Genomic DNA, 12,576 nt, shown 5'->3' on the forward strand with positions numbered 1-12,576 from the left:
ATATAATAGAAAAGCCCACCTTTCGGCGGGCTTTTCTATTATATACTTTAGCTAAACTTAAGCGATAGCAATACGCTTGAATTCGCTAACAGTCATGCCTTTGCTAGTGTTGTCCAGCAATTTAGCTACAGATACAGATGGATCTTTCACGAAGTCCTGGTTTAACAGAGTATTGTCTTTGTAGAACTTGTTCAGTTTGCCCTGAGCAATTTTCTCCAGCATCTGCTCTGGCTTACCTTCAGCACGAGCCTGCTCTTTACCAACCTCAATCTCACGCTCAACAGTAGCAGCGTCAACGCCGTCTTTGTCAACTGCGATTGGGTTCATGGCAGCAATTTGCATTGCTACGTCTTTACCTACTTCTTCTACTTCAGCACCGTTAGTGTTAGTTAGGCCTACTAGTACACCTAATTTACCGTTTGAGTGGTTGTAGTTAACAACTTTCTCAGCAGATACAGTCTCGTAAGACACAACATCGATTTTCTCACCGATTTTACCCATCAGGTCAGTGATGTGGTCCTGCAGTGAACGACCGTCAGCCTGAGAAGCAGCAAGAAGCTCTTCTTTAGAAGCAGCGTTGGTAGAAACAGCAGTCTCCATAGCAGCTTTAGCCAGGTTCTGGAAGTCTTCTACTTTAGATACTGGCTCAGTTTCGCAAGCCAGGGCAATTACTTTACCGTTAGTACCGTCTTCGCTTACGTATGTCAGCACGATACCCTCTGAGGTAGCGTTGTCAGCACGCTTGCTGGCAATTTTCTGACCTTGCTTACGAAGAATATCTTTAGCTGCCTCAAAGTCGCCGTTAGCTTCAGTAAGCGCCTTCTTGCAGTCCATCATACCGGCTCCGGTTTCCTGACGGAGTTTGTTAACGTCTTGTGCTGTAATAGCCATCTTTTTATAATTAAGAATTATGAATTATAATTATCAGTTTCGTTTCGGGTAAAGTAAGTGGTATTCTGCTTAAACAGGATTTATTGCCTGTTATACTTCTGTTACCTTTCTAACTCCCCTAAAACAAACTGAACATTGAAGCGCAGTGTGCCCAATGTTCAGTTTGATATAGTGCAATATGAATTACTTCTTATTGCTCGTCGGCTTCTTGCTTCGCTTTGATGCCTTCTTCTTCAGAACGCTTACGCTCAGTTTCCTCTTTGTCCACTTTGCGCTCAGACAGACCTTCTTCAATAGCCTTACCTACGATCGATACGATCAGGGCTACAGACTTAGAAGCGTCGTCGTTTGCAGGGATAGGGAAATCTACCTGCTCTGGGTTAGAGTTTGTATCGCAGATAGCGAATACTGGCAGGTTCAATTTCTGAGCTTCTTTAACCGCGATGTGCTCACGCTTTACGTCCACGATGAACAGAGCAGCTGGTAGGCGAGACAGGTCAGCGATACCGCCTAGTACTCGATCCAGTTTCTCACGCTCACGAGACAGCATCAGCTTCTCACGTTTCGCCAGTGCTTTAGACTGCTCTGGGTCTTTCATCATTTTGTCGATGGTAGACATTTTCTTCAGAGACTTACGCACAGTAGCGAAGTTTGTAAGCATACCACCTAACCAACGCTCAGTCACGTAAGGCATCTTCAGGCGACGAGCCTCTTCTGCTACGATCTCTTGCGCTTGCTTCTTGGTAGCTACAAACAAAATCTTACGACCAGATTTTGCGATGTTCTTGATAGCGGCAGTAGCCTCGTCAAGAGCAACCAAAGTTTTGTTCAGGTCAATGATGTGGATACCGTTTTTCTCCATGAAAATGTATGGAGCCATTTTCGGATCCCACTTGCGGGTAAGGTGACCGAAGTGAACACCTGCCTCAAGTAATTCTTTATAATTAGTACTTGCCATGTTGTTGATACACCTTTAATATTAACGTTTGCTGAACTGGAATGAACGACGAGCTTTGCGCTTACCGAACTTCTTACGCTCCACCATACGTGGGTCACGAGTAATGAAGCCCTCTTTCTTAAGAGCTGTTTTAGTCTCGGCGTTTTCTACTACCAGTGCTTTAGAAATAGCAAGTCTAAGTGCTTCAGCCTGGCCGCTTACACCACCACCTCTAAGATTGGCTTTTACATCGTATTTGCCAACGGCTTCTAAGGTTCTGAACGGCTGATTCACAATAGTTTGAAGTACTTCGCTAGGGAAGTAGTCCTTGATATCTCTACCGTTAATAGTGATATTCCCTTGCCCGGCCGTCATGTAGATACGAGCCACCGAGGTTTTTCTTCTACCAGATGTATTGATAACTTCCATTAATTAATTAGATGTTGAGGGTTAATTCTTTAGGCTGCTGAGCTGCAAATGGATGCTCGCTTCCTGCAAAAACATGAAGATTTCTGAACAGCTCGCGGCCCAGTCTGTTTTTAGGCAACATGCCACGAACAGCGCGCTCTACAAGCAGCGTAGATGATTTAGCCTTAAGCTCACGTGGAGAAGTCTTCTTCTGACCACCTGGGTAACCAGTGTGTGTCAGGTAGTACTTCTGATCCCACTTACGGCCTGTGAAACGAGTGTCATCAGCATTGATAACGATCACGTTGTCGCCGCAGTCAGCGAAAGGAGTGTATGAAGGCTTATGCTTGCCCTTCAGGATCTTGGCAACCTCAGATGCCACACGACCCAAGCTTCCTTGCCCTGCATCAATAATCACCCAGCCTTTGTTGGCTGACTTCTTATTGACAGTAAGGGTCTTATAACTTAAATGATCCATTTTTAGTGGTTGTAAGCGATTTATTTATTTAAATTATGAACTTTCGGTTCTTGGAAAATGGACACAAAGATAGAAGGTATTTATTTGATATGCAAGATGTCCTGAATAAAATGCTGAAAGAGAGAGCAAAAGGAGTCAAGCGCACGGCCTGTTTATGCGTCCGGTGCGAGTGTAGGTAAAGTGCTGTAACTATAAAACCCGTGTGCAGTTACTTAATAAAACAACTATACTTAAGCCAAACCAAAGCTAAAAATTATGAAAGCTATACTTGTAAAACAACCTGGCGGGCCTGAGCAGCTTGTGCTGGGTGAGTACGAAAAGCCTCTGCCGAATCCCTACGAACTGCTGGTAAAAGTACATGCAACTGCCCTTAACCGTGCAGATACACTGCAGCGGGAGGGCAAGTATCCGCCGCCAAAAGGAGCAAGTCCATTGTTAGGCTTAGAAGTGGCCGGAGTTGTGGTGGAAGCAGGGGGGAACTGTACACGTTTCAAAAAAGGAGATAAGGTTTTTGGCCTGTTGCCCGGTGGCGGCTATGCAGAGTATGCCATTATCCATGAAGCGATGGCTATGCCCGTGCCAGATAATTTAAGTATGGAGGAAGCAGCTGCTATACCAGAAGTTTTTCTTACTGCCTGGCAAGCCTTAGCCTGGCTAGGTAAGCTACAGGCTGGGGAGCGTGTTTTACTTCATGCCGGTGCCAGTGGAGTAGGCACAGCTGCTATACAACTGGCAAGAGCGATGAAAGCTGAGGTGTTGGTAACTGCATCGGAGCATAAATTGCAAGCCTGTCTTGATCTTGGTGCCCACAAAGCCATCAACTACAAAGAAGTGCCTTTTGAAGATGAGGTGTTGGCGCACACTAATAGCGAGGGGGTAGACGTGATCGTTGATTTCATAGCCGGTCCCTACTTTAACCAGAACCTGGAATGCCTGCGCCTGGATGGCCGCCTGGTTATACTTGCCAGCCTAGGAGGTGGTAAAGTTTCAGAGGTAGACCTGCGGAAGATCCTAATAAAGCGCTTACAGGTGATGGGATCAACCCTTCGCTCCCGTACCCGTGGATACCAAATAGAACTGACGGAAGACCTAGGTCAGTTCGCTTTGCCGCTGTTTAGAGAAGGTAAACTTAAACCAGTAATAGATTCTGTTTACAATTGGCAAGACGTAGCCGAGGCACACCGTTACATGGAGCAGAATAAAAACATCGGCAAAATTGTGCTGCGGGTGAATTGATATCTAATACCGGGGTGCTTGGTAGAGGGGGTAAAAGATACCGTAGATATTAGCGGCAGGAGTTGCTATTCACTTCCTTTGACTTTCGAAGCCTGCAAATCCTAATGCAGATAAAAGCAAGAAGGACAAAAGAAGCAATTTCCATACTTCCTTTGTCCTTCGTCTTTAAGTCCTGTAGTTTAGATTAATGCGATCGCAGTTGTTTTACCAGTACGGCAAAATCCTTTGGGTAAGGAGCTTCTATTTTTACTGGTTCACCGTTCATTAGCACAAAGCCGATGTTAAACGAATGCAGTGCAAAGCGCTTGATGAGCGGCAACTCCTCTGTGTTTTTCTTTAAATTAAACCCTCGCTTCAGGCTGCTCAGGTACACATGCTTTCCCCCATATAACCCATCACCTACAATCGGCGCGTTCAGATAAGCTAGGTGCACGCGTATCTGGTGCAGACGGCCAGTCACCGGGAGACACTCTACTAAAGTATGGCGGTTGAAGGTTTCTAAGGTATTAAAGAAGGTCTCGGCTGGCTTGCCTTGTGGCGATAACTTGGCTACGCCTTTGGCGCTTGTCAAAATAGCACGCTCTACCAACTCCTCCTCAAACTTGTGTGTACCCCAAACTACTGCGTGATATACTTTGTAAACTTCGCGCGCCTCAAACTGCATAGCCAGGTTGCGGTAAGCCTCTGGGTTTTTAGCTAGCACCAAGCAACCGGAGGTATCCTTATCCAGGCGGTGACAAGCCTGTAGGTCTGGGTTATACTGGCGGGCAATTTTAAGCAGGTTGGTTGTATTAGGAGTACGATCTTCCAGCGTTGCCAGAAAAGGGGGCTTATTTACCACCACATAATCCTCATTCTCAAATATGATAAGGTCTTTAAAAACCGGGTATTTCATGTGTTATCTTTACTTTATTTAGACGGCTCCTCTCTGCCGTCATGTATCCTGCAAAGATACGCATAATAATTGTTGAATTGTTTGATGGCTAAACTGTTGCCCTATTAATATGCGGAGATGCTTGTAAGAGGCAATTGAGGTAGTGCATAAAAAAATACTCCTGCAAAACTTGTTGGTTCAAAGCTCTGCAGGAGTGGAGTAGTGCTGAATTACTATAAAGTGGGGTGTCTATTTTGCTTTTAATAGCTTAAAGCGAAGCGTAGTTCCTTTGCCCACCTCGCTTTTCACAGCAATGAATGATCGGTGTGCTTCTATGATATGCTTGCAAATAGAGAGGCCTAAGCCTGTGCTGGTAGTGTCGCGGGCGCGGCTTTTATCGATGCGGTAGAAGCGCTCAAAGATGCGGTTGATATGCTCCTGAGCAATGCCACTGCCATCGTCTTTTACTGTGATAGTATACTTCTTCTTGCCCTCATCAAACATGATCCAGATGTTACCACCCTTGCGGCCATACTTAATGGCATTGTCAATTAAGTTAATAAATACTTGGCGGATGCGGTTCGGGTCTGCATAGAGCATAATTGGCTCGTCTGCCGGTGCTTCAACGTGAAGCGTTATTTCGTGCTGGGCGGCTTTCTGCTCTAATTGCTCAGCAACCTCCCGCGCTAACTGAGCCACATCAAAGTTGCGCTTGGCCATTTTTACCACGCCCTTCTCAAACTGGGAGATGCTGATAAGATCTTGCACCAGGGCATCAAGGCCGTCAAGACTCTTGGCTGCTTTTTGCAGAAACTTATCGCGCACGTTAGGATCATCCATAGCTCCATCCAGCAAAGTATGGATAAAACCCTGTGCAGCAAAAATAGGAGTCTTTAGCTCGTGCGACACGTCGGCCAAAAACTCACGACGCATTACCTGCAAGCGCTTCAGTTCATCAATCTCCTGCTGCTTGCGCTCCGCAATCATGTATATCTCGTCCTTGATTTTCTTTAGCGGATCGGCAGAGAAGGTAGATCTGCTTTCTACTTTCTTAAAGTCCTGCCGCTTTAGTTTCTCCAGGCTGGAGTATACATTCTTTACCTCTTTGAACACCAATGCCTCATAAGAGAAGTGCACGAGTATAAAGCAGCAGACAAATACGATCACAAGCGCCACCATAAGGCCCTGGGACGAAAAGTAGCTTGCTAAAGCAAGAAAGGCGGTTAGCACAACTGCTACCGCCAGTGAAGTTAAGAGGGCAAGCGTACGGGAGTTTAAATTCATGTATTAGTCGGTGTTGAACTTGTAGCCCACGCCTTTGATAGTTTTAATGTTCTCTTCTCCTATCTTCTCGCGGACCTTTCGGATGTGCACATCAACGGTGCGGGCAATCACATAAACATCATTTCCCCACACGTTGCTCAATAGCTCCTCGCGGCTGAATACTTTGTTTGGTGTGGCTGCCAGAAAGGCGAGTAATTCAAACTCTTTCTTAGGCAAAGTTACTTTTTCTTCGCCTTTGTATACAGTAAAGCTTGTGCGGTCAATACGCAGGTCGCTCACCTCAATTACCTTGTCCTGGTCTTCCTGTTGGGAGTCGCGGCGGGCAAAGGCTGCCAAGCGGCTCAGAAGGGCACGTGGCTTTATTGGCTTGGTAATGAAATCGTCAGCTCCGGCATCAAATGCGGCTACTTCAGAAAACTCTTCGGAGCGGGCTGTCAGAAAGATAATGTGCGTGTTCCGGAAGTCACCAAGCTCCCGCAGCTGGCGGCAAGCAGCGATGCCATCCAGGATCGGCATCATTACATCCATCAAAATAACATCCGGCTTTATCTGGATAGCCACGTCAATGGCTTTCTTGCCGTTTTCGGCTGAGGTAACCTCATACCCTTCTCGTGTGAGGTTATACTGTAGCAGCTCTACGATGTCCGGATCGTCGTCTACTACAAGGATTTTGTAATTTGATGCAGTTTGCACAATACAGGGGCTTAAGGTTATGATAATAGGAAGCTACATATGCCTTAACAGGCTCATGCTGCAGTTATCTATTGCAGCTTAGTTATTAAATTAACTGCAATACCTGAATTTCCTTCACAAAGATACCATTCATCGCAGCATTAAAGATAGCGTAACTAAATCATAATATACTGTTAACATTTCCATAACACCTGCTTTGGGCTATGTAAGCAAAAAGCCAGCGTATAAGCTGGCTTTACTATACTTAGTTCTTTGCTAGCATAAGCTTGTTCTTGAGGTTCTTGTACTCGTAAAGGTTTACTTTTACAGAACCAACAAACATTTCTGCCTGTATCAGCACAGGTATTTTGTTCTTGTCGTCGGAGAGGTACACTGTGATGGAGTTTTCTCCTTTAAACATATCGTTCTGCGGCATGCGAGGCACCAGTTTAATGGCTTTTATGTCGCCAGCCTTTGTACTAACAACCTCACGGCCCCGGTATTCTACTTCCATATCGAAATTTTCTTCGTCAAAGAAGCCCTTCACATAAGTTTTGTCGCCAACGCGCATGTTGTCATAGTTCAGGGTGCGCAGGTAATAGAAGCCGCTTACAATGTCCTGCACATTATCGCTTACTTTAAAGGTTTTTTTCTCCACCTTCTTCGATTTCTTGCTTTTTTCTACATGCGCCTTATTGCTGTAGTGGTCAAAGTTCACGATTTCGCGCTTGCGGTAATTGCCTTCCTCTATGTTGCGGAAAGAACGCTGTGGTACTATGGCTGCTGTATCGATGTAAGACTGCCAAGTATCGCGAATTCTGATGAAGAGATCAAAAGAGCTGTTTGTCTTGCCATACACAGTTGCCTTATAGCAAGCTCTGTTATTTACAGTATGTAGTTCAGGTGATAGATCTATTATTGCCTCTGCAGCTGTAATAGGGCCATAGTGTACCTTATACTTTAATACCTCGCCAGTACTAAAACTGTCGTTTGGCAGGTGGCGCATTCTGTCTTTTGTGGCAAAGCCAAATATAACAAGTGCTACTAGTATGAGTACAGGGAAAAACTTCTTCATCATTATGCCTTCCTTTAGGTGTCAGTATTGTTACCTGTTTTCAATCAAGTTTTGTACCAACTGTTTCTCAAGGCTTAAGTTATCTAATCTCATCTAGCTAATCAACTCATTTTAAACAAAAAAGGTGCTACCACGGTAGCACCTTTTTTTACTTTAGGTTAGGAAATAAAGTTCACTCGGCAGCAGCTGCATCGTCTAAGGCGGCGGCTACTTTCTCCGGCTCACCTTTCACAATGGCTCTGATCTTGTTTTCTATTTCTTCCATCAGTTCCGGGTTATCAAGCAGAATCTGCTTCACACCATCGCGGCCCTGACCCAGCTTATCGCCGTTGTAAGAGAACCATGAACCTGATTTCTGAACAATGCCCAGCTCAACACCCAGGTCAAGTACCTCACCTACTTTGGAGATACCTTCACCATACATGATGTCGAATTCTACCACTTTGAACGGAGGAGCTACTTTGTTCTTCACTACTTTCACACGAGTACGGTTACCAGTAATGTTGTCAGCGCTCTCTTTGATCTGGCCTACACGGCGAATATCAAGACGAACAGAAGCGTAGAACTTCAGGGCGTTACCACCAGTAGTTGTTTCAGGGTTACCGAACATCACACCGATCTTTTCACGCAGCTGGTTGATGAAGATACAAGTACATCCTGTTTTGTTGATCGTACCTGTAAGCTTACGAAGCGCCTGAGACATCAAACGTGCCTGCAGACCCATCTTGCTGTCACCCATGTCGCCTTCCAATTCACCTTTTGGTACAAGGGCAGCAACAGAGTCTATAACAATAATATCGATAGCACCAGAGCGAATCAGGTGGTCGGCTATTTCAAGTGCCTGCTCACCATTGTCTGGCTGGGATATCAATAGGTTTTCAGTATCAATTCCTAGTTTTTGGGCATACACCCTGTCAAATGCATGCTCTGCATCAATAAACGCTGCCAGGCCGCCTTTACGCTGTGCCTCCGCAATGCAGTGCATGGTAAGCGTAGTCTTACCAGATGACTCAGGACCGTAGATTTCTACGACACGGCCACGTGGCAAACCGCCGATACCCAAAGCAATATCCAGACCCAGCGAACCAGTGGAAATAGCCGGAATATCCTCAACCTTGTTGTCGCTCAGCTTCATTACGGTGCCTTTACCGTAAGTTTTGTCGAGCTTATCCATGGTCAGCTGCAAGGCCTTAAGTTTTTCGTTGCTTACGCTCATGTGTGTTTCTTTATTAGCTTTATATTGAAGGTGAAATTACTAATTTGGAGCCAATCTTCAAAATAGTTTGCAAGTATTTTGCTAATTATTTTAGTTGTTTAGCGCCTTCTGATTATAACATAGCTGCACCGCTTTTTGTGCCACACTTAGCTCTTTTTTATAAGCTTTTTGCAGGGTTTTTTCTGCTGATTTTATTGGTAATAAGTTCCTTTTGGAAGGAGGTCCTGGTCTTAGTAAGCGAGTGCTGTAAATGTCAGTGAAAGAAGGATTGCTAATATTTTTAGGATATAGGGCTTAGTGAGTGGCTTAATTAAGAACAGTTCTTGAAGCAACAAAGTGCCACTGCTCACTTACTGTTTCTACGGCTTCTTTGGAAAGTAGTATACAGCCTTTTTAAGTAAATAATAAAGCAGAACGTTTGTGTATGGTGGAAAATGCTAGGAGGAGGTCGCAAAGGATTATCTCTAAGTATAGTAAATAATGTATGTCTACACCTGTGCCGTAAGTTGAAGACTTATGTAGCAAAAGACAACATTACTTTGGCTTAGTTAAATTTTCAGTTTCACTGATCAACTAACATATAATTAGCTTATCTTAACATAGCACGATTAGCTTCCCAATCTCTTGACATGCGCATTCAGAAAATCCTAGCCTTACTTATTCTAGCAATTATCGGTTATAATGCAGAGGCACAGTTAAACAACCGGGCATTGCAACATGAAATGCCTGTGCGGGAGCAGCATGCAAACGAAGTCAGAGTTACTGTTCAAGGCTTAGGCTTTCTGAAGAACAACGAGTACTTCAATAAAATTGCCGATGGATATACCCTTTTTGGGTATCAGTTCAACCCTAAGATAAGCTATCAGCCTACTGCAACTGTTCGGTTAGAGGCAGGCGCATTTTTACAGAAGGACTTTGGTGCTTCAGGCTTTGAAGCCATCATACCTACTTTCACTATTAAAGTGCAGAAAGAGCGCTGGGAACTGCTGTTTGGAACGTTGGAAGGTAGCTTGAACCATGGCTATATAGAACCGCTTTACGATTTCGAGCGGCTGATCACGAACCGACTAGAAAACGGCATACAGTACAAGCTTAACACTGAGCGCCTTCAGCTGGATGCATGGGTAGATTGGGTAGATATGTTATACCGTGGCGAGAAAGAGCAGGAGCAGGTGAACGGTGGCGCAGCCATGGCGGTAGTTTTGCTGGCGCAGGAGGGGCAGAGTAATATGGCCGATAGTTTGTACCTTAAATTACCCTTACAATTTACCGCTATACACAAAGGCGGACAAATAGATGCTTCTGACTTACCCCTTACTACAGTAGCCAATGCCGCAGTAGGGCTGGAGCTGGAGAAAAAGTATAACCGGCGTGTGTTGCACCGTTTGTATACTAAGAACTACATCGTAGGCTTTAAAGATTTTTCAAACGAATTTCAGTTGCCATACAAGCAAGGGCATGGCCTATACTTTAATGTTGGTGCCGATACAAAGTATCAGGATGTGATGCTGAGCTATTGGCGAGGAGATGGCTACATCTCGGAGTTGGGCGGAAGATTGTACCAGTCAGCCTCTACTACTTTTAAGCACCCTGGCTATCTAGAAGAGGACCGGGAGCTACTTATATTGCGGTTAATGAAAGACATCGAACTAATAGAAGCTTTGAATCTTACTTTGCGCCTGGAGCCCCTTTGGGACTTGAATAATCCAAAGCTAGAGTTCTCCAGTGGCTTCTACCTCTCTTTCGATACGGATTTCTTTTTAGCTAAGGCTAAGAAATAAGCTGTAGTAGCTGCTAATCAGCAACAGCTGTTGAGGCAGCTGCTTGCTGTTGGTGCGCCTTTTCAAAGTCATAACGTGTGATGCCGTAGTAGCTAATGTCAAGTAACTCATCTGAGTCAGCGCCTCGGTAGTCGCAGCGCAATAGGCCCTCTTTCTGAAATCCACAGCTCTCTGCTATTGGGCCATAGCTCTCGTTGGCGGCAGTGCAGCGTAAGTATACTTTATTTAGCCCAAGTGGACCGAAGGCAAAACGCAGTACCTCTTCCAGTGCTTCTTGTGCCAATTGTTTTGTGGCAGGCCAACCCGCAAAGTAAAACCCAATTTCTGCCTTGGGTATGGAGCGATCCAAGTTTTTCAGGGTGATATCTCCGACATATAACTTATCCTCTTTTTGCCACACACCAAAGTCAAACATGCGACGGTTCTCCCATTCAGTGCGCAGTTGCTGCACCTGTAGGCGGGCATCATCCAGGACCCGTACCCGCATCTTGCGCCCTGTAAAGGTAGGGCTGAGATAGGCAGCGTTCTCCTGTAGCAGGCGCATAAAGTCTCTTTCGTCCCCTTCCTGGTAAGGGCGTAGTAGCAGGCGAGGCGTCTCTAGTTGTTCATCAAAAGTCTCAGAGATAGTGTCGTATAAATAGCTCATGTATAACTGTGCGGATAGTGTGATCAAAACTCGGGTGCCTTAGTTCTGTCATACGCTAGCCATGAGAAAACGTGGTGTTACTTTGCCAATTTATACTTTCACCAACTGCACTTACAGAGTATTCGTTACTAAAGAACATTAACGAAACTGATAAACCTAATTAGAGAACAAATGGGAAACAGACTTGAAGGAAAAGTAGCCATTGTAACAGGAGGTGGCTCTGGTATAGGCGAAGCCATCTGCAAGAAATTCGCTAAAGAGGGAGCTAAAGTGGTTGTAGCCGGTTTTTCGGAGGACCCTGTGGAAGAAGTTACGAGAGAGATACAAGAGGAGGGAGGTACTGCCATACCTTTTACCGGGGACTTGTCTTTACTGGCCAATGCGCAGGGTTGTGTAGAGCTAGCAGTAAAGCAGTATGGTAAGCTGGATATTTTAATCAATAACGCAGGCACCTTCCCGGAGACAAATCTTCTGTCAGACTTTTCAGAAGAGGCTTTTGACTACTTGCTTAAAAACAACATACGAACAGCCTTTGTGATGAGCAAAGCAGCACTGCCGGAGCTACAGAAGACAAAGGGTAACATCATTTGTGCAGGCTCTGAGTCTGGCGCCTTAGGCATAGCTCAGAATGCACCATACGGTGGTACGAAAGGTTTTATGCATGCTTTTGCCAAAGGCTTAGCAGCAGAGCAGGCGCAGAAAGGGGTGCGCTGCAATGTTGTTGCCCCTGGGCCTATAGATACTGGCTGGACACACAAAGAAACCGGTCCAATGGATGAACAAATGGAGCAGATGGTAACGCAGGGAACACTGATGGGGCGCAGAGGAACGCCAGAGGAAGTGGCTAATGCGTACTTGTTTGTAGCATCAGACGAAGCTTCTTACGTTACAGGAGCTATTTTCCCGGTAGATGGCGGCACCTTGATTGCCAAAGGCCCTGCCGGGGATATGGCTGCACAAAATATGAAGCAACAGCCAAAAGGTGAGCTAAGCCTTCAGCACTCCAAAGACAGCCATACATCGGTTCGTAAGTAGTAAAACAAACTGCTTCTAAAACAGAAAGCCGCTACCTATGTAA

The 12,576-nt window shown here is 45.3% G+C and carries 13 protein-coding genes; 3 read left to right on the plus strand and 10 right to left on the minus strand.

The window, feature by feature from the left end; genetic code table 11:
* Nucleotides 1–57 precede the first annotated feature (57 nt).
* The 4 genes from tsf to rplM all read right to left on the minus strand — a co-directional run bounded on the left by tsf (nucleotide 58) and on the right by rplM (nucleotide 2,714).
* Nucleotides 58–891 (minus strand): translation elongation factor Ts, encoded by an 834-nt coding sequence (tsf, locus tag PKOR_RS08765; protein WP_046310221.1) that lies wholly within the window; start codon nucleotides 889–891, stop codon nucleotides 58–60.
* A gap of 190 nt (nucleotides 892–1,081) precedes the next feature.
* Nucleotides 1,082–1,849, minus strand: coding sequence for a 30S ribosomal protein S2 (gene rpsB / locus PKOR_RS08770; protein WP_046310222.1), 768 nt, complete (start codon nucleotides 1,847–1,849; stop codon nucleotides 1,082–1,084).
* A gap of 21 nt (nucleotides 1,850–1,870) precedes the next feature.
* Complete coding sequence (gene rpsI, locus PKOR_RS08775; protein WP_046310223.1) at nucleotides 1,871–2,257, minus strand: 30S ribosomal protein S9; 387 nt, start codon at nucleotides 2,255–2,257, stop codon at nucleotides 1,871–1,873.
* A gap of 7 nt (nucleotides 2,258–2,264) precedes the next feature.
* Nucleotides 2,265–2,714, minus strand: a complete 450-nt coding sequence (gene rplM, locus PKOR_RS08780; protein ID WP_046310224.1) for a 50S ribosomal protein L13 — start codon at nucleotides 2,712–2,714, stop codon at nucleotides 2,265–2,267.
* Between the two features lie 255 nt (nucleotides 2,715–2,969).
* Between rplM and PKOR_RS08785 the strand changes: the two genes are divergently transcribed.
* Complete coding sequence (locus PKOR_RS08785) at nucleotides 2,970–3,950, plus strand: NAD(P)H-quinone oxidoreductase (protein WP_046310225.1); 981 nt, start codon at nucleotides 2,970–2,972, stop codon at nucleotides 3,948–3,950.
* 184 nt (nucleotides 3,951–4,134) lie between these two features.
* Here PKOR_RS08785 and PKOR_RS08790 read toward each other — a convergent pair whose 3' ends face one another.
* From PKOR_RS08790 to recA, 5 genes are all read right to left on the minus strand, one after another.
* Complete coding sequence (locus tag PKOR_RS08790) at nucleotides 4,135–4,845, minus strand: RluA family pseudouridine synthase (RefSeq protein WP_046310226.1); 711 nt, start codon at nucleotides 4,843–4,845, stop codon at nucleotides 4,135–4,137.
* Nucleotides 4,846–5,073: 228 nt separating this feature from the next.
* On the minus strand, nucleotides 5,074–6,108 hold the full coding sequence (locus tag PKOR_RS08795) for a sensor histidine kinase (protein ID WP_046310227.1): 1,035 nt from the start codon (nucleotides 6,106–6,108) through the stop codon (nucleotides 5,074–5,076).
* A 3-nt stretch (nucleotides 6,109–6,111) separates the two neighbouring features.
* Nucleotides 6,112–6,801: a response regulator transcription factor gene (locus PKOR_RS08800; RefSeq protein ID WP_046310228.1), complete on the minus strand. Its 690-nt coding sequence runs from the start codon at nucleotides 6,799–6,801 to the stop codon at nucleotides 6,112–6,114.
* Between the two features lie 244 nt (nucleotides 6,802–7,045).
* Complete coding sequence (locus PKOR_RS08805) at nucleotides 7,046–7,858, minus strand: DUF3108 domain-containing protein (RefSeq protein WP_235337357.1); 813 nt, start codon at nucleotides 7,856–7,858, stop codon at nucleotides 7,046–7,048.
* A 169-nt stretch (nucleotides 7,859–8,027) separates the two neighbouring features.
* Entirely contained in the window at nucleotides 8,028–9,071 is a 1,044-nt protein-coding gene (gene recA / locus PKOR_RS08810; protein WP_046310229.1) for a recombinase RecA, read from the minus strand.
* A 629-nt stretch (nucleotides 9,072–9,700) separates the two neighbouring features.
* Between recA and PKOR_RS08815 the strand changes: the two genes are divergently transcribed.
* Nucleotides 9,701–10,852: a hypothetical protein gene (locus PKOR_RS08815; RefSeq protein ID WP_235337359.1), complete on the plus strand. Its 1,152-nt coding sequence runs from the start codon at nucleotides 9,701–9,703 to the stop codon at nucleotides 10,850–10,852.
* A gap of 13 nt (nucleotides 10,853–10,865) precedes the next feature.
* Here PKOR_RS08815 and PKOR_RS08820 read toward each other — a convergent pair whose 3' ends face one another.
* Complete coding sequence (locus tag PKOR_RS08820; protein WP_046310230.1) at nucleotides 10,866–11,498, minus strand: GNAT family N-acetyltransferase; 633 nt, start codon at nucleotides 11,496–11,498, stop codon at nucleotides 10,866–10,868.
* Between the two features lie 171 nt (nucleotides 11,499–11,669).
* Between PKOR_RS08820 and PKOR_RS08825 the strand changes: the two genes are divergently transcribed.
* Entirely contained in the window at nucleotides 11,670–12,533 is an 864-nt protein-coding gene (locus tag PKOR_RS08825) for an SDR family NAD(P)-dependent oxidoreductase (protein ID WP_046310231.1), read from the plus strand.
* Nucleotides 12,534–12,576: the final 43 nt, after the last annotated feature.

The organism is Pontibacter korlensis (genome assembly GCF_000973725.1).
Classification (GTDB): Bacteria; Bacteroidota; Bacteroidia; order Cytophagales; family Hymenobacteraceae; genus Pontibacter; species Pontibacter korlensis.

Coding starts and splice junctions, on each gene's coding strand:
- tsf (WP_046310221.1), bottom strand. CDS start 891: ATGGCTATTACAGCACAAGACGTTAACAAACTCCGTCAGGAAACCGGA.
- rpsB (WP_046310222.1), bottom strand. CDS start 1,849: ATGGCAAGTACTAATTATAAAGAATTACTTGAGGCAGGTGTTCACTTC.
- rpsI (WP_046310223.1), bottom strand. CDS start 2,257: ATGGAAGTTATCAATACATCTGGTAGAAGAAAAACCTCGGTGGCTCGT.
- rplM (WP_046310224.1), bottom strand. CDS start 2,714: ATGGATCATTTAAGTTATAAGACCCTTACTGTCAATAAGAAGTCAGCC.
- PKOR_RS08785 (WP_046310225.1), top strand. CDS start 2,970: ATGAAAGCTATACTTGTAAAACAACCTGGCGGGCCTGAGCAGCTTGTG.
- PKOR_RS08790 (WP_046310226.1), bottom strand. CDS start 4,845: ATGAAATACCCGGTTTTTAAAGACCTTATCATATTTGAGAATGAGGAT.
- PKOR_RS08795 (WP_046310227.1), bottom strand. CDS start 6,108: ATGAATTTAAACTCCCGTACGCTTGCCCTCTTAACTTCACTGGCGGTA.
- PKOR_RS08805 (WP_235337357.1), bottom strand. CDS start 7,858: ATGATGAAGAAGTTTTTCCCTGTACTCATACTAGTAGCACTTGTTATA.
- recA (WP_046310229.1), bottom strand. CDS start 9,071: ATGAGCGTAAGCAACGAAAAACTTAAGGCCTTGCAGCTGACCATGGAT.
- PKOR_RS08815 (WP_235337359.1), top strand. CDS start 9,701: ATGCGCATTCAGAAAATCCTAGCCTTACTTATTCTAGCAATTATCGGT.
- PKOR_RS08820 (WP_046310230.1), bottom strand. CDS start 11,498: ATGAGCTATTTATACGACACTATCTCTGAGACTTTTGATGAACAACTA.
- PKOR_RS08825 (WP_046310231.1), top strand. CDS start 11,670: ATGGGAAACAGACTTGAAGGAAAAGTAGCCATTGTAACAGGAGGTGGC.